We start from the raw sequence: 16,686 nt of genomic DNA, 5'->3' as shown, positions 1-16,686 counted from the left end.
GATTTAATGACTTACAAAGAAAATGCTGAGAAATTTATTGAAACCTATGGTTTAAGCATAGGGGATAAAATCCAAGTAAACAAGGAAGATATCACCTATACTGGTATCTTACTTGATAGGCCCGAGGATGCTGATGATGGATATTTAGTCTTGAAATTATCCAGCGGATACAACATTGGAGTAGCTATTGAGAATACTGCTGCTGAGTTAATTGAAAAAGGTGAAAAACCTAAAATCGGATTTGGAAAAAGTGAAATTCCAGCAGATCCAAAAAAACAGAATATTTCAATTGTTTCAACTGGAGGTACAGTGTCCTCCGTTATTGATTATAGGACTGGAGCGGTGCATCCGGCATTTACAGCTTCAGACCTTGTAAAAGCAAATCCTGAATTATTGGATTATGCCAACTACAATGTTAAAGCATTATATAATATATTAAGTGAGGATATGAAACCAGAATACTGGGTAAAAGCAGCTCGTGAAATAGCTAATGACATTTCAAATGGAAGTGATGGTGTTGTAATAGCCCATGGTACTGATACAATGCATTATACGGCAGCTGCATTAAGTTTTATGTTAAAAACCCCAGTGCCAATTATATTAACTGGTGCACAAAGAAGTTCAGATAGGCCTTCAAGCGATGCCAACATTAACCTGATTGATTCTGTTGTTGCTGCAAAATCTGACATTGCAGAAGTATGTGTATGCATGCATGGAAGCTTAAATGACAAATACACTTACTTGCACAAGGGAACTAAGGTCAGAAAAATGCATACCTCAAGAAGAGATACTTTTAGAAGTATTAATGCCCAACCAATAGCTAAAATTGAAAACAAAAAAATTAACATTAACCCGGATTATGCATACACCAAACGTGGTGTAAATGGGTTAGAATTAAATGCAAATATTGAAGAAAAGGTTGGATTTATTAAAAGTTTCCCGGGAATTTCTTCTGATTACATTGAATATCACATTGATAATGGATATAAAGGCCTTGTTGTTGAAGGAACTGGTCTTGGACATGTTCCCAATGACTTAATTGACTCATTTAAAAGAGCAAGAGATGAAAATATTCCGGTCATTATGACTTCACAATGCCTATATGGAAGAGTGAATATGAATGTTTATTCAACTGGACGCAATATTATTGATTCTGGCGTAATTTCCGGAGTAGACATGACACCTGAAACTACTTATGTAAAATTATGTTGGGCATTAGGTCAAAGTGACAGTTACAATGAAGTAAAAGAAATTATGCATGAAGATATTGCAGGTGAATTTAGTGAAAAATCTTCCATTAAAGATTTCTTAAACTAGGTGATTAGGATGGATTATGAAAAATTAGGATTGAAAATGGGACTTGAAATTCACCAACAACTAAACAGTGAACATAAATTATTCTGTCCTTGTAAAACAGAACTTGTTGATGATGATTTTGACGGAATAGTTCAAAGAAAGTTAAGACCAACCCAATCAGAACTTGGAGAAATCGATAGAGCCGCACTTCAAGAATCTTTAAGAGGTTTAAATTTCAAATACGAAAACTTCGCAAAACATACCTGCCTTGTTGAAAATGACGATGAACCACCTCACAGTTTAAATGAAGAAGCGCTTGACATTTGCATTACAATAGCTTGTTTAATGAACATGCACATTGTTGATGAATTCCATACAATGAGAAAACAGGTTATTGATGGAAGTAACACTGGTGGGTTCCAGAGGACAGGTATGGTTGCAACTGATGGATACTTGGAAACACCATACGGAAAAGTTGTAATCGAAAGTCTTGGTCTTGAAGAAGATGCGGCAAGAAGAATTGAAACCAAAGATGGATTTACTGAATTTAGATTAGACAGATTAGGCATACCTCTTGCTGAAGTTACAACAGACCCTTCAATGCACCATCCTGATCAAGTACGTGAAGTTGCATACATGCTTGGGCAAATATTGCGAAGCACCAATGTTAAAAGAGGTCTTGGAACTATCAGACAAGATTTAAATATTTCCATTGCCGAAGGCGCACGTGTAGAGATTAAAGGTGTGCAGGACTTGGATTTAATGGCAGAAATTGTAAACCGTGAAATCCAAAGGCAATTAGTTTTAATTGACATTAAAAAAGAACTTGTAGCTAGAAATGCAGAAGTATTAGATGAAATCCATGATTTAGATGAATTATTCAAAGACACTGAATCCAAAATATTAAAATCGGCCGAAACTATTAAAGCAGTGGTTTTAAAAGGTTATGATGGTTTAATTGGTCGGGAAGTGCAACCTGGAAGAAGATTTGGTAGTGAAATTGCAAGCTATGCTAAAAAACGTGGAGTATCTGGTATTTTCCACTCTGATGAGTTACCGGCATACGGAATTACCCAAGAAGAAGTAGATAACGTGACTGATTACTTAAACATTGGTGAGGATGATGCGTTTATTATTGTAGCTCACGATGAAGATATTGCAATATCAGCACTTGAAGAAGTTAAAAGAAGAGCTTCACTTGGCCTAGATGGTGTGGTTGAAGAAACCCGTAAAGCATTAGAAGATGGCAATACTGAATATATGAGACCCCTTCCAACTGCAAATAGGATGTATCTTGAAACTGACATTCCGTTGTTTAAAATTACTGCTGATAGAATTGAACCTATTTCAAATAATCTACCTGAATTGCCTGACGTTAAACAAGCAAGAATTATTAAAGAATATAATTTAAGTGAAGATTTAGCAACACAGCTTGTTAAAAGACAAGAGGCAGACATGTTTGAAGCTATTATTGCTGATGTTAGCATAGATGCAACACCTGTAGCATCACTTCTTGCATATGATCTACGTGAGATCAAAAGAGAAGGTCATGACATTACCGCGTTAGGTCTTGATCACTTTAAAGAAATATTCACTTTACTCGCAGAAGGCAAAATTGCAAAAGATAGTGTGCGTAAACTTGCAATTGAAACAATTAAAGCACCTGAAAGCGATGTGGCTGAAATTGCAGAGATAAACAACTTAACTATGCTTAGCGAAGATGATGTTGTAAAAATCATTTCTGAAATTGTTGCTAAAAATGAAGGAATGGTAAAAGAACGTCAAATGGGAGCTATGGGTCCTTTAATGGGAATGTGCATGAAACAACTTAAAGGAAAAGCTGACGGTGGCATGGTTAACAAAACTGTGCGTTCAGAAATTCAAAAATTAATTTAGGAAACATTCCTAAATTTTCTTCTTTTTTAAAAATTTTTAGGTTAACCTAAAAAAATAGATACATTTATATACTATGACAACCAACTAAGTAGTAGAGATGAAATTTAGGAATACCTAAATTATTCTCTTATATTATTAGTCAAATAATAATACAATCTCCATATTTAACAGAATGCGTTGAATTAGATTTTACACAATTTCTCTAATTCAACAAGTCGTTGGAAAATTAAAAATCTGCCAAAATACATAATTTTCCTCAAAACACGAGGTGTTTAATGCATCAGTTAAACACCTATTATCTCTCTTTTCTAAAAAATTAACATATAAACTACAACCTATTTGATTAGTTATTTCCACAGCTATTTTTTCATATACTACTTCAGTATTGATGATTCCATTTATCAATTTCTGAATCAATATGAAAATTACATGAATTCAAAATGTAAATATTCACCAGAAAATCTTCAGCTAATATAACACGCATTCTTCATAAATTTCATAGTAATATAATTTCAAAATAATCAATAGCTATGCTTTAATTTATGAAATAATCAGAGTATACGACTTCTTAACAAATTATATATTTAAATTTAAAAGAGTTTGTCCTCGAGAATTTCTCCCTTATTTATAGCTATTGCAGAAGTGGCCGCATCATACATTGCATATATCCATATTAAAATGACTAATATTATTCCAATAAAAATAAAACACAATATAAAAGAAATTATATTAGCAATAATAAGAATAAACCCTTTATGGTTTTGATTATTATATAATTGGCCTAATCCTGGGAAAACAAATGAAAAACCTAATGCTATAAGAGGATTTTTTTTAATTATTTTTGCACCGCAATGTGCGCAGACTTTAGCCATTGCATCGATTTTACTTCCACAATTAGCACATATTTTAATTTTATGATTAATTTGATATCCACAAATAGAACAAAAGTCTTCATTCACTATTTTTTGCCTGCAGTTTGTACATATTGTTATGCCAGTGGCTTTTCCGCAATCAGGACAGAATGCCTCATCATTTAACTCAGCACCACAATACTCACATCTAATTGTGATTTCATCCTTATTTTCACTGGAAAATGAAGCCCCACAATTTCTGCAGAACTTAGCAAAAATTTCCTGTTCAATCCCGCATTTAGGACAAGTTTTTACATCATTGAGATTATCATATTCATCATTTTGATTTTCAATATCTTCTGGCAATCTATATTCATTACTGTTTGATAATGAATCATCATTTTCATTAGAAAGTAATGCCCCACAATTTATGCAGTAATTGAATGCATCATCTTGTTCAATTCCACATTCAAAACATATCTTATTTGTCATTTTTTAACCCTCCATAACTTATTTATTTTGTTTTAAATAATTAACAATTAATTTTTTCATGTTACTATTCATAATCTTTACAAAAACTTCCATGAGATACAAAATGTCCTAACCTACAACAATAGTCAACACCATACATATCATCAGTATAATCAGCACTTATCCCGCGAGGAGTTATAATTTCTTCGTAGTGATATCTGCAACTTGAACTACAATAACCTCCTCCAAATTGCCTTATATATTCTTCTTCCAGTCTTTTACGCTCTTCTATCTGTCTTTTACGGCCTTCATCTTTCCGTTTACGGTCAATTGCGCCAATTATGCTTATTTTATGATAATTATTTTCAGCAAATTCCCATTTAAGTCTCTCCCTATATTCAAACTGTGATTCGCCGATTGCAGGAGCTAAAGAATCTAAATAATCATTAGAAAATTTTGAAGTCCATTTCAATTCCACATTATCAAATTTAGGTTTAACATATTTATTTTTAGTTTGAAGACAATCAACTCTTTTTTTATCCGCAAATAAAATCGATCCACATTTTGTACAGGAGCATTCATCCGGCTTTATTATATTAATACAATTTATACAATAATTAGGAGAAACAACTTTCCATCTTGAACCTATTTCACATAAATACTCATCTATTTTAGATTTAGCGCTTTTTAATCCATTAAGATACTCATTGCAATACAATAAATGATTAAGTGTAAAATCCATTTTGGGACGTTGGTATAATGATGTATTACGTAATGAATATGGTAACACTTCCTTCAGAATATGCTTTTCAAAAAGATGTTTAGAATATTTATAATTATACACATTAGATGTCCAAAGTTTCTTTCCACATGTTGTGCAGAATCTGTTTGTATATGAATTTTTTGAATTGCATTCTGGACAGTTTATATCACTAAATTCATATCCGCATTCACATTTCTTTTGGCCTTTCTTAACAAGTCTTCCACAGTTAAGACAATACTGTTCAGGATTATCAAGAATTAATCCAATCTGATCATCATCCAACAGTTTATGACCACAATAAATGCAGAATTTATGAAGATCATTTCTTTTATGACATTTAGGACAAACAATTTCATCTTCCATAATATCATCCAATACTAGATTATATCTAAATTATTCTCCAGTGCAGGCAATATACACTTAATGCCATTTGATTCCCAATAATCTATATAAAACTCATCATCACTGCGAAATATTTCACCACAGTAATCACATTGCCAATTCATTTCACCATATTGTGAATTGTAAAATTCAGTAAATTGATTTCCACCACACACTGGGCAGATTTCATGTCCCTCATCTTGAAATGATGGATTAGAACTTGATGAAGAAGAACTACTTTTTTGTTGTGCTGAATTTTTTCTTTCAGCTTTTTGCTGCTTTCCTAATTCTTTATAATATTTATCAATAAACTGAAGATAGCCATCAAATTCAGATCCTTTTAAAACACCATTGTTATTTTTATCGGCGGCATCAAATATCCCTGAAAGATTATCCTGCGAAATATCTGATGCTAAACCTTTTACTTCATAAAAAGTAAGATTGCCATCACCATCAAGGTCCAATTTATTAAATTGAGATAAATGATAAGTTGCATCTCCCTCAGTATAAAATTCCAAAGGCATTCCAAAAAAAATATGCCCTATCCATGCTGAAGCAACAAAAAATACAAAAACTGCAACAATGATTATGATTAATTTAAGAATTATATTAGCATCCATAAATCGTTCTATTAATTTTTTATCATAGCTATGAGTAGGTTTAGGATTATTTAATATAGCACCACAGTTTGAACAAAAATTACTTTTATCTTTATTTTCTGCACCGCAACGATTGCACATTTTCATATTGTCTGCCCCACAATTAGATTGTTTAAATTTTCAGAAGTGTAACATCAAAGTATATTACCTGTTGTAGTACTTGCATAATGCGAATATTCCAAATTTAAAGCATAAAAAAACACATGTTAAGTATTTTATTTACACAACATCATCTATAGGAGTTTGTTTATAATGAAAGATATTTATAATTTGTGGACATTTTGCATTCCTAGAAACTTAAGATTTTTTAGGTGAAGCTTTTTATTAACTCTACTTGTTTAATAACGTGTTATATTTCTATTGATTTTCTTTGTATTGCGTTAATTATTTAGAGGGTTCATTAACAATAAATTGATTATTTCTCTTTTTTTCATCTGTGTTTCAAATATTAAGTCGAAGAATATATGTTTCCCATTATTTTTGCGAAATTCGACTGATAAATTCTTTTTTCTTAGTGTTTTTGTTATATTGTTTTCTGCATGATTTTTTATTGTTATTGCAATATTATAAACAAATATGTGAGCGGAAAATCTTGTTCGATTATTTTCTCTTCGGATCCCGCTGAAATCTTCAATTTCAATTAGATTTTTTTAATCTGTCGAATCCTGTTTCAACTGTCAATATTTTTACTACATACTTCTTTTAAATCATCAGTTGTGATTTATTCTGGTATTAAATTTATTGCAAGTATTCTTTATTTATTTTTCTAATATCTACTAATGCTATGTGATTGTTAGGTTTATTTTATTATTTCATCATTTGTTTGATTTTGGTGTTTAAATACATTTTTTGGCAGCCTTATTAAAAATTTAGAGCCTAAATCGATTGTTTTCACCATCAGCTCAATGGAATGATATCCTCGATTATAGATTGTAATTAATTTTTTTATGTCAAATCTTTCATTTAGATTCTTTAAATGTTCGATTATTAAATTTACTTCATTTATTGTTGTTTCAACTATTTTAGCTGTTAAAATATGTTTTGAATGTATGTCTAGAAAGCATGAGCCTCTTTCTCGAATTTTTTTCTTTAAACAAGTTTTTATCATCCAAAAAGAATCCTTTTCTGGTTAAAGTAACATTGAGAAGATCAACAATGCTCCAATTCACAAATACAATGATATATCCTTTATATTTGGAAAATTCCGAAAATTTACCATATAATTTGTCAATAAAACATTCATACATATCAATAAATACTTTTGAGTCAATGAACATTCGTTGTTTTCCAATTACCCGGTTTGAAATCGTTTAAAAATCTTTATCCATCATTAACGTTAAAAATCTAATAGTTTCAATTATAGCCAGTACAGCTTATTTGAGAAAGAATATATGCCCTATATTCTTTTTGAGTCATTTTTATATCTAATGAATCTATTCTCTTCTGTAATTTTATTTTTTTGATATAAAATACTCAAATAATCTAAATTCTTTAACAAATTTATCAAAGGAATACATGAATTCGACCCCATAATTATTAAAAATCGTGACAAAAAAAACTTCAAGCACATATAAATATTAATAACAACTAAAAATTTAAAATAAACTACAAATGATTATTAAAACAATGCATAAATAAATTAAAACTATTCAATAAACTATTAAAATAAATAACTAAAGAATCAAATAAAACAAGAGGAAAATAATGTATAAAATAAAAAAATCAAAAAAAAGCTTAAGTTTCTAGGAAAGTTGAAAATCAACAAAGTTTTTGAAAGAATCTGAAAAAATTTATTAAATAATATATAAAAAGTCTAATAAATTAGTTAATATGTTTTGTGAAAAATGTGGTAAAGAAATTCCAGATAATACACGATTTTGTAGTAATTGTGGAAACCAAATTAAAAAACCAAACAACAAAATAACTGAAGAGAAGAATATGTATCTTGCATTATTCCTTTCAATTTTTTTGATGGGTTTAGGAATATATTATGCAGGAAATAAGAAAAAAGGAATTATACTTTTTATTTTCATATTAATATCCAACCGTATGAGAAAATTTCAAATATTCATTATAATTGCAATAATACTCTGGATATATGCAATATATGAAACATACATAGATGTCAAAAGAGCAAATGGTGAGGAAAATCCAAATTTACTTGAAGATATAAACAATTTCACCACTTCTAAACATTTTGTTCATATAATCGCAATAGCATTATTATTTGCAGTATCTTATTTTTTAATAAGCAAATTGTAGAAACCCCTCCCCTTTAAAATATTTGTATTATTCTGTAAATGTTATAAAATATATCTTTTGTTTCCTTATTGGAATTTTGTATTTTTACTATGATTTCTTCCGTTAAATTTTCTTTTTATTACATATATTGCGCTTCCTACATTCATTATATGCCTATATGTCATTTTAAACAGTTATTGCAACAAGTGAATAATGGAAAAAGAACATTAGTGACTTACAACATCATTAAAAACTCAACCAATTGGATACCTATCAAATACATATAATCATATACTCTTTTCATAAAAAATCACGATTATAACTTTAATAAGCAATGCATAATTTTAATTAATATTTAGTTCAATAAATAAAACTAGAGGTTTTAAAATGAATCAATATGATATCATCATTATCGGAGCAGGACCTGGTGGGTTGACTGCAGGAATATATGCCGGCCGTCAAGGAACTAAAAATTTAATAATTGATAAAGACCTGGCAGGCGGACTTGGCCGTGAAGTTCCTGAAATGGAAAATTATCCTGGTTTTGATAAAATTTCAGGACTTGAATTAGTAGAGAAAATGAAAGAACAAGCAATTAAAAACTGTGATTTGCATGAAATGGAAAATGTGGAAGAAATCATAAGAACAGATGATGAATACAGATTCACTGTTAAAACAGATAAAGACGCTTATCAATCAAAAATTATTATTCTTGCAACTGGAAGTTCACATAGGCAATTAAATGTGAAAGGTGAGGAAGAATTTAGAGGAAAAGGAGTTAGTTACTGTGCAACTTGTGATGGATTTTTCTTTGCTGGTCGTGACATTGTAATGGTGGGTGGAGGAAACAGCGCTCTTCAAGAAGCGTTATACTTGAATAATCTTGGAGCTAATGTTACATTAATTCATAGAAGAGGTGAATTTAGAGCCCAAAAACACTTACAGGATATGATTAAAAAAGAAGGCATTAAAACAATTTTAAATGCAACCGTTGAAGAAATAAAAGGTGATATGCTTGTTGAATCTGTCTTATTAAAAGACAATGAAACTAACGAAATGAAAGAAGTTCCAACTAATGGTGTTTTCATTAGTGTCGGTTATATGCCTCACACAAAGCTTGCATATCAATTAGGAGTCACATTAGATGAATCTGGACATGTCATAATTGACAAATCTCAAAAAACTAATATTGACTATGTATATGCAATAGGTGATGTTTGCATTGGTTTAAAACAGTGGGTTGTAGCTTGCGGAGAAGGTGCAGTTGCTGCAACTTCCGCATTTGAAGACATTCAAAATTAGTTATAACGATCTTGCAAGTATACATAAATAAAGAATGCAATTATTAATACTACAATCACTGGCAATAACCAGAAAAATATTTTAAGTAAAACTACTGCTATTAAAATTGCAGCAATAACAAATATTAAATCTTTAAGTTCCATGTAACATTGGTTTATTTCATATAATATATAAACTTTTAAGGAACTTTTGACTCTTTCAAAAACTTAGGTGATTTAAATACCTGCAAGTTTTTTACAAAAAGCTTCTTCTTTTTTAATGAAATATTAATCGAAAAAAATTAGTTATCAGACAAGTTTTTGAAAGTGCCATTTTTCAATAAACTATAATAAATAAAAAAACTAAAAATAATATTATTATATTTTCATGGAGTATAATATGACAATTTTAGTAATTAATAACAAAGGCCAATATAACCATAGAATCGCTAGAAGTTTACAATATTTAAAGATTCCCTCAAAATTAGTTTCAAACAATTTATCTATTGAAGAAATTGAAGCTGAAAATCCTATTGGATTAATTTTAGGTGGTGGACCATCAATAGAAGATGCTGGTTTAAGTGAAGAATACATTAAATATTTTGACATACCTATTTTAGGAATATGCCTTGGTCATCAGTTAATTGCTAAAGTTTACGGAGGAGAAGTTACTACTTCAGATACTGAAAGTTATGCTCAAGTTAAAATTGATATTAAGAATGATGAAAACTTATTCGAAGGCCTAGCTCCTGAAATCGATGTTTGGTCATCCCATAAAGATGAAGTGAAAACAATTCCCGATGAATTCGAAATCTTGGCTAGTTCTAACTTATGCAATGTTGAATCATTTAAACATAAAGATAAAGATGTATATGGAATTCAATTCCACCCAGAAGTACATCACACTCCAAAAGGAGAAGCAATATTTAATAATTTTTATAAAATCTGTAAAAAATAGGTGTAACAATGATTGATAATGCTGATGATTTAAGAGATAAAGCAAATGAATTTAAAATCGGATTAAAAAAACAATCCATAAACGTTCAAATTGGAGACGAAGAATACAGTTTTAGAATTTCTGGAATTGGACAAAAATCTGTAAAATTAGAAAAATATGTTAAATTTGATGAAATATTTGAAGCTATTGAATCAGGAAATGACAATGGTCTTGAAACTATAATCAAACAGTTCATCGAGGATTACGAAGAAGAGGATGATGAATAAAATGTTAAGCCCAAAAGAGTTTATTGAAGATTCAATACAAAAAATTAAGGATCAAATTGGTGATGAAAAAGCAATTATTGCATTATCTGGAGGAGTAGATAGTTCAGTATGTTCTGTCCTCGTGCAAGAAGCTATTGGTGATAATTTAACCGCAGTATTTGTGGATCACGGTCTTTTAAGAGAAGGGGAAGTTGAACAAGTAACTAATACTTTTAAAGATAGATTGAATTTAAAATTTGTTGATGCTTCTGATGAATTTATGGATGCTCTTGATGGTATTGAAGATCCGGAATTAAAAAGAAAAATTATCGGAAAAATATTTGTAGATGTATTTGAAAGAGAAGCAATTAAATCTGGTGCTAAATTCCTAGTACAAGGAACTATTGCTCCTGACTGGATTGAAACTAAAGGTGAAATTAAATCCCATCACAACTTAGCCCTTCCAAGTGGAATGAAATTGAAAGTATGTGAACCAATCCGTGACTTATACAAAGATGAAGTAAGAGAAATCGGTGACGAACTCAACATACCTGCATCTACAGTTTACAGACAACCATTTCCGGGACCTGGTCTTGGCGTGCGTGTTGTCGGAGCACTTACAAAAGAAAATGTTGAAGTATGCAGAAAAGCAAACAAAATTGTTTGTGATGAAATCGAAGCTGCAGGTATCGATAAAGATGTATGGCAATACTTTGCCGTATTAACCAACACCAAAGTTACCGGTGTTAAAGGAGATCAAAGAGACTTTGGATACTTAGTTGTAGTTAGAGTAGTTAACTCTATTGATGCTATGACTGCATCTGTCGCTGAACTTCCTTGGGAAGTTATTCAAACTATATCAAAAAGAATTACCTCAGAAATTTCTGAAGTTACCCATGTCGCTTTATCTGTAAGCGATAAACCACCTGCAACCATTGAATTCTGTTAAATACTATTTTAACCAAATGATATTTTCCTTTTTATTTTTTTACCTAAGATAAAATGAAAACTACTAAAAATGCTTATCTTGCCAAATTAACGGAACAAATCCAAATGAAATCCGTTAAAGTTGGAAAAAATCTTGAAGGAACAACTCCACCATCAGTGTTTATTGGAAGATGGTCATATCCAAAAGTATATGCTGGACCAATGATGAGTTCACAAATGGGAGACACATCTATCATGGACACACCAGAAGATTGGATTGGTCAAAATAAAACACAAGATGAAATTATTAATTATAGAATGAATCTTGTACGTGGAAAGCAATTAATAAAAATTGATGATTTAGAAAATCCGTTTATTGAAAAACTTCAAGACATATCACTTGCATCCAAATCAATTGATAGTGAAGCGACCTTTGGAAGAAGACCAACTGGATCCGTGCTTACAGAAGACAGTATGCCTCATGGTCCAAGCGCAGTTATTGAAAAATTTGATATTGATGCAGTTAAATGGGATAGGCAACTTGAAAAAACATTTTATGATACAGATTTAAAATCAACTGATGCAATTGTTAATCTTCACAATAAAGATGTGCCATTTACCGCTATGCAGAAAGCATTTTCGGTTGGTGCTATTGGGACTAAAAACAAAAGAAAACTTGTTCCAACTCGCTGGTCCATTACAGCATGTGATTCGACACTTGCAGATGAATTTTTAAAAAAGGTAAGAAAATTCGAAAAATTAGATACATACAGAGTCTTTGAATTTGGTGCTCTAAACAATTATTATGTAATTATCTTAACACCTACAGAATGGCAATACGAATGGTATGAAGCATTTATTAGATTAATGAAAAATGAAGAGTTAATCTTTTCAGATTATGAAACAAATGGTGGTAAAAAAGAGTATTCAATTGTTGGTGGATGTTATTATACTGCAAAAATGGTAGTCTTAGACTATTTAATGCAAATCAAAAAACAATCAGGGCTTTTAATTTTAAGAGAAGCTTATGATGGTTATGTGCCTTTAGGTGTTTTCAATGTAAGAGAAAACATAAAAGAAGCAATGCAAAGACCATACATAGAATTTGAAACCCTAGAATCATGTCTTGAATACGCAGGAACTAAACTTCGAATACCTATCAATAGATATGTAAAACAGGGAACTTTAATGAATGAAATGCTCCATACAAAACAAACCACACTTGATATGTACTTTAAAAGTGGATAATTATGTTTAAATTTAAAACCCCCTCAGAGAAAACAAGACAAACAATGTCTAAAGTTGCATTAGGTAAAACCAATATAAACTTTGAAGAAAGATGCACAGAAAAAATAAAAAGGTTAACCGAAAAGGAAGAAGTTAAAATTACTTCAAGTGGAAATAACAGTATTTTTATTGCACTTTCAGCTATTAAAGGAGACATTATCATTCCTGATCAAGGAGGTTGGCATGGATTTAAACAGATTGCAAAATTCTTAAATAAGAATATCATTACATTAAAAACAGATTTAGGTTTAATTAACCCTAAATATATTGATGAACTGGATTTAAGAGAAGGTTCTGCATTAATTTATACTAGTTTTGCCGGATACTGTGCCGAGCAAGACACTAAATCAATTGCAAAGTATTGTAAAAATAATAATATTCTAACAATCGAAGATGCTTCAGCCGGAATTGGAGATAGTGAAAAAAAACTTGGAAAATATTCGGATATAATACTTGCATCAACAGGATCACCTAAAATAATCAATGTTGGTCAGGGCGGTTTTATTGCAAGCAATGAAAGTGAAATTTTCAAAGAAGATTTAATGCCCCAAAAATTAAGCAAAACATCAGAAATTGTATGTAGTGGTATAGATAGTGAACTTGATAATATTGCAGAAAAATTAAATCTTACAGTAAATGCTACAAACTATCTAAAAAAATATATTAATAATGCATTACATCCAAATAAAAGAGGTGTTAATGTAATTATACTGCATGATGATGCGAAAGCAATTGGTTGGAATTTGAAAAAAAAATTAACTACCGATAAAAGTGGATTTATTACAACTTGCCCCAATTATAATCGTGTGAAACAAAAAGCAATATCAATTGAAATTAAAAATCTTGATTACAATTGCCTTAAAAAAGAGCATTTAGATAAAATAATTGAAGAAATGGAAATTAATAATTTACAGTGAGTTTTGTAATTCTGTCAATAATAATATCTTCAAGAGACATGTTTTTTATCTCAATATCACTAATTTTATAGATTTTCATTAAAATCTCATCATCTGGAATAAAAACATTATCATCTAATGAGAATATTTCAGATAATTCAGAAGTATGATTTTTACTATTAACTAAAATTGCACATAAATTCATGTATCCTTCTTTTAAACCTAAAATTTCAAATGCTTTTGAAATCTGCCTTTGGGCAGAACATCTAAGAACAATTTCAACACTTAAATCTTTAGCTAAATTTTCACATCTATCAAAAGCAAGAATCGCTTGATTAACACCATGAATTATATGATTTCTTGAAGCAATGGAATCTGCATTTAAAAGTTGGATTATTTCACTATCTTCTTTAATACCATCAATTAAATTAAGTGTTTCACTAACTGAATCAATAGTACCCTTTAAACCTAAAATCTGAATATTTTCCATATACATGTAAACACCTAATCGCGTAATAATCTATTAACTCCAGAAATATACGCCTTCACACTAGCATTAATGATATCCGGTTCCGTACCACGAGCAGATACAACTTTATCCCCTTTTTGTAATTTAATGATTACATCAATGAATGCATCAGTACCGCCAGTAATAGCATCTACATGATACTCAATTAATTCAACATCACTGAATGCATCAACTGTTTTAACAGCATTAATGGCGGCATCAACAGGACCTAAACCGACTCCAGCATTAAGAATTTCTTCATCATCAAAAGTTATTTTAACCGATGCAGTTGGCATTATCTTATTTCCGGAAACAATAGTTAACTCATCAAGTTTAATCCTATCCTCATGATTTATCTCTAAAACATTATCCGCTATTACATGTAAATCAACATCAGTAACAGTTTTTCCTTTATCAGCTAACTCTTTAATATCATTACAAATTTGTTGAAGTTGAGTTTTATTAACTGATAAACCAATTTCTTTAAGTCTATTCTCCAAACCATGAGTCCCCATGTGTTTTCCTATAACAAACTTACGTTTACGGCCAACAAGTTCAGGAGTCATAGGTTCATATGTTGCAGAATTTTTAATAATGCCATCAGAATGTATACCTGATTCATGAGCAAATGCATTTTCACCAACAATTGCTTTATTAGGTTGAATATACACACCAGTTGATCTGGCAACTAATTTAGAAATATCATAAATTTCATGAATATTGACATTAGTTGAAAAATTTGTCAATAATCTGTCAATACTAACAACACATTCCTCAAAAGAAGTATTTCCCGCTCGCTCACCAATACCATTAATAGTTGAATGGAATTCTGTTGCACCACCTTTCAAGGCGGATAAAGTATTAGCAACAGCAAGACCAAAATCATTATGACAATGAGCAGCAATAGGAACATTAATATCCTCATTTAATTTATCAAATAATTCAAATGAAGAATCTGGTGTCAATATACCTACAGTATCACAAACACAAATTCTATCAGCACCATGATTTATAGCACTTAGATAAACAGATTTTAAAAAATCAGTATCACTTCTTGATGCATCTTCTGCTGATAATTCAACAATTAAACCATGATCCTTACAATAATCAACAGCATTATTGGACAATTGAATTAATTCATCACGTGTAATTTTTAATTTATCAGAAATATGCAAATCAGAAGTTGGAACAACTAAATTAACACCATCAACATCACATTCTAAACAATAATCAATATCAACTGATAAAGGTCTTGAGAAACTTAATATTTCTGCATTAAAACCTTGTTGTGCAATTCCTTTAATTGATTTTCTTTCTCCTTTTGAAGTAATAGCAGAACCTGCCTCAATATAATCAATACCAATCTCATCAAGCTTAGTTGCAATTCTTAATTTCTCTTGTTGAGTTAAAGAAACACCCGGAGTCTGTTCTCCATCACGTAATGTAGTATCAAATACTTTAATATTCAAAAAAATCACCAAAAATTATGCAATAGATGTATTAAGCTATATAAAAATCGTCAAAAAAAGTAAGTATAATAATTGTAATATAAAGAAGGCTTGCAGCGAAATGAAATTCCCATAGAAAACCATAGTACACAAACAAAACACAAAAGGACTTCACTACTGGGATCGAAACGAGACCAGGTATAACCCCCATGCCATGACCGCAATACCAAAAATATCTTTACATCACATATGAGTATAAATCAATAATAAATTTATAATTTAACACGTACAACTTTCACCCTTACTGTTAACACCTAACCAAATTATATCAAATCATAAAAATATTAATTCAAAAATATAATTTGTAACTAAAACTTTAAAATAATGCAAGCGAACAATTGGAAGCAGCGGACTCAACAACTCGGATAAAAAAAACCTCGAAGCTCACATCCCTACCCCATCAAACAAGTCTTCTACTCATGTTCTAAGCAATCTATTTTCAGGGAATACCTCAGGCTTAGATGCTTTCAGCCTTTATCACCTAGCGCGTAGCTGCCCGGCAATGCCCTATCAGACAAC

14 protein-coding genes and 2 rRNA genes are annotated in these 16,686 nt (G+C 30.5%); 9 read left to right on the top strand and 7 right to left on the bottom strand.

The features are described from left to right. The first annotated feature begins 6 nt into the window (after nucleotides 1-6). Both gatD and gatE read left to right on the top strand, forming a co-directional pair. Nucleotides 7-1,317, top strand: a complete 1,311-nt coding sequence (gene gatD, locus EDC42_RS06850; protein WP_069574035.1) for a Glu-tRNA(Gln) amidotransferase subunit GatD — start codon at nucleotides 7-9, stop codon at nucleotides 1,315-1,317. Between the two features lie 9 nt (nucleotides 1,318-1,326). Next, a complete protein-coding gene (gene gatE, locus EDC42_RS06845) occupies nucleotides 1,327-3,192 on the top strand; it encodes a Glu-tRNA(Gln) amidotransferase subunit GatE (protein ID WP_069574039.1) in 1,866 nt (621 codons plus the stop codon). Nucleotides 3,193-3,782: 590 nt separating this feature from the next. On the opposite strand, the gene EDC42_RS06840 is transcribed toward gatE, so the two are convergent. From EDC42_RS06840 to EDC42_RS06830, 3 genes are all read right to left on the bottom strand, one after another. Then, nucleotides 3,783-4,535, bottom strand: a complete 753-nt coding sequence (locus tag EDC42_RS06840; RefSeq protein ID WP_083234830.1) for a double zinc ribbon domain-containing protein — start codon at nucleotides 4,533-4,535, stop codon at nucleotides 3,783-3,785. A gap of 64 nt (nucleotides 4,536-4,599) precedes the next feature. After that, nucleotides 4,600-5,640, bottom strand: coding sequence for a hypothetical protein (locus EDC42_RS06835; RefSeq protein WP_123833436.1), 1,041 nt, complete (start codon nucleotides 5,638-5,640; stop codon nucleotides 4,600-4,602). A gap of 14 nt (nucleotides 5,641-5,654) precedes the next feature. Continuing rightward, nucleotides 5,655-6,404, bottom strand: a complete 750-nt coding sequence (locus EDC42_RS06830) for a zinc-ribbon domain-containing protein (RefSeq protein WP_069574057.1) — start codon at nucleotides 6,402-6,404, stop codon at nucleotides 5,655-5,657. A gap of 1,743 nt (nucleotides 6,405-8,147) precedes the next feature. Between EDC42_RS06830 and EDC42_RS06820 the strand changes: the two genes are divergently transcribed. The 7 genes from EDC42_RS06820 (at nucleotide 8,148) to EDC42_RS06790 (ending at nucleotide 14,172) form a co-directional block, all read left to right on the top strand. Further along, nucleotides 8,148-8,579 (top strand): zinc ribbon domain-containing protein, encoded by a 432-nt coding sequence (locus EDC42_RS06820; RefSeq protein ID WP_123833435.1) that lies wholly within the window; start codon nucleotides 8,148-8,150, stop codon nucleotides 8,577-8,579. A gap of 366 nt (nucleotides 8,580-8,945) precedes the next feature. Further along, nucleotides 8,946-9,860 carry an NAD(P)/FAD-dependent oxidoreductase gene (locus EDC42_RS06815; RefSeq protein WP_123833434.1) on the top strand — a complete coding sequence of 305 codons (915 nt, stop codon included), beginning with the start codon at nucleotides 8,946-8,948 and terminating at the stop codon, nucleotides 9,858-9,860. A gap of 378 nt (nucleotides 9,861-10,238) precedes the next feature. Beyond that, nucleotides 10,239-10,796, top strand: coding sequence for a GMP synthase subunit A (locus tag EDC42_RS06810; protein ID WP_123833433.1), 558 nt, complete (start codon nucleotides 10,239-10,241; stop codon nucleotides 10,794-10,796). Nucleotides 10,797-10,804: 8 nt separating this feature from the next. Beyond that, the gene (locus tag EDC42_RS06805; RefSeq protein ID WP_123833432.1) at nucleotides 10,805-11,062 is read left to right on the top strand and encodes a hypothetical protein; all 258 of its coding nucleotides are present in this window, start codon (nucleotides 10,805-10,807) and stop codon (nucleotides 11,060-11,062) included. Between the two features lies 1 nt (nucleotide 11,063). Next, complete coding sequence (gene guaA, locus EDC42_RS06800; RefSeq protein ID WP_123833450.1) at nucleotides 11,064-11,990, top strand: glutamine-hydrolyzing GMP synthase; 927 nt, start codon at nucleotides 11,064-11,066, stop codon at nucleotides 11,988-11,990. A 53-nt stretch (nucleotides 11,991-12,043) separates the two neighbouring features. After that, entirely contained in the window at nucleotides 12,044-13,216 is a 1,173-nt protein-coding gene (locus tag EDC42_RS06795; protein WP_123833431.1) for an Nre family DNA repair protein, read from the top strand. Between the two features lie 2 nt (nucleotides 13,217-13,218). Then, the gene (locus EDC42_RS06790) at nucleotides 13,219-14,172 is read left to right on the top strand and encodes a DegT/DnrJ/EryC1/StrS family aminotransferase (protein ID WP_245988584.1); all 954 of its coding nucleotides are present in this window, start codon (nucleotides 13,219-13,221) and stop codon (nucleotides 14,170-14,172) included. On the opposite strand, the gene cgi121 is transcribed toward EDC42_RS06790, so the two are convergent. The 4 genes from cgi121 to EDC42_RS09550 form a co-directional block, all read right to left on the bottom strand. Next, nucleotides 14,156-14,647: a KEOPS complex subunit Cgi121 gene (gene cgi121, locus EDC42_RS06785; RefSeq protein ID WP_245988582.1), complete on the bottom strand. Its 492-nt coding sequence runs from the start codon at nucleotides 14,645-14,647 to the stop codon at nucleotides 14,156-14,158. The two genes, EDC42_RS06790 and cgi121, sit on opposite strands and share 17 nt — an antisense overlap. A gap of 8 nt (nucleotides 14,648-14,655) precedes the next feature. Next, the gene (locus EDC42_RS06780) at nucleotides 14,656-16,128 is read right to left on the bottom strand and encodes a (R)-citramalate synthase (RefSeq protein ID WP_091699873.1); all 1,473 of its coding nucleotides are present in this window, start codon (nucleotides 16,126-16,128) and stop codon (nucleotides 14,656-14,658) included. An 87-nt stretch (nucleotides 16,129-16,215) separates the two neighbouring features. Beyond that, a 5S ribosomal RNA gene (gene rrf / locus EDC42_RS06775) occupies nucleotides 16,216-16,333 on the bottom strand. A 152-nt stretch (nucleotides 16,334-16,485) separates the two neighbouring features. Next, a 23S ribosomal RNA gene (locus EDC42_RS09550) occupies nucleotides 16,486-16,686 on the bottom strand; the annotation flags it as partial.

This window comes from Methanobrevibacter gottschalkii DSM 11977, from assembly GCF_003814835.1.
Lineage (GTDB): Archaea > Methanobacteriota > Methanobacteria > Methanobacteriales > Methanobacteriaceae > Methanocatella > Methanocatella gottschalkii.
Note: the sequence above shows the minus strand (reverse complement) of the source record. Positions and strands in the feature narration are given on the sequence as shown.

Coding starts and splice junctions, on each gene's coding strand:
- EDC42_RS06790 (WP_245988584.1), top strand. CDS start 13,219: ATGTTTAAATTTAAAACCCCCTCAGAGAAAACAAGACAAACAATGTCT.
- EDC42_RS06820 (WP_123833435.1), top strand. CDS start 8,148: ATGTTTTGTGAAAAATGTGGTAAAGAAATTCCAGATAATACACGATTT.
- gatD (WP_069574035.1), top strand. CDS start 7: ATGACTTACAAAGAAAATGCTGAGAAATTTATTGAAACCTATGGTTTA.
- EDC42_RS06835 (WP_123833436.1), bottom strand. CDS start 5,640: ATGGAAGATGAAATTGTTTGTCCTAAATGTCATAAAAGAAATGATCTT.
- EDC42_RS06815 (WP_123833434.1), top strand. CDS start 8,946: ATGAATCAATATGATATCATCATTATCGGAGCAGGACCTGGTGGGTTG.
- EDC42_RS06805 (WP_123833432.1), top strand. CDS start 10,805: ATGATTGATAATGCTGATGATTTAAGAGATAAAGCAAATGAATTTAAA.
- guaA (WP_123833450.1), top strand. CDS start 11,064: ATGTTAAGCCCAAAAGAGTTTATTGAAGATTCAATACAAAAAATTAAG.
- EDC42_RS06810 (WP_123833433.1), top strand. CDS start 10,239: ATGACAATTTTAGTAATTAATAACAAAGGCCAATATAACCATAGAATC.
- gatE (WP_069574039.1), top strand. CDS start 1,327: ATGGATTATGAAAAATTAGGATTGAAAATGGGACTTGAAATTCACCAA.
- EDC42_RS06830 (WP_069574057.1), bottom strand. CDS start 6,404: ATGAAAATGTGCAATCGTTGCGGTGCAGAAAATAAAGATAAAAGTAAT.
- EDC42_RS06840 (WP_083234830.1), bottom strand. CDS start 4,535: ATGACAAATAAGATATGTTTTGAATGTGGAATTGAACAAGATGATGCA.
- cgi121 (WP_245988582.1), bottom strand. CDS start 14,647: ATGTATATGGAAAATATTCAGATTTTAGGTTTAAAGGGTACTATTGAT.
- EDC42_RS06795 (WP_123833431.1), top strand. CDS start 12,044: ATGAAAACTACTAAAAATGCTTATCTTGCCAAATTAACGGAACAAATC.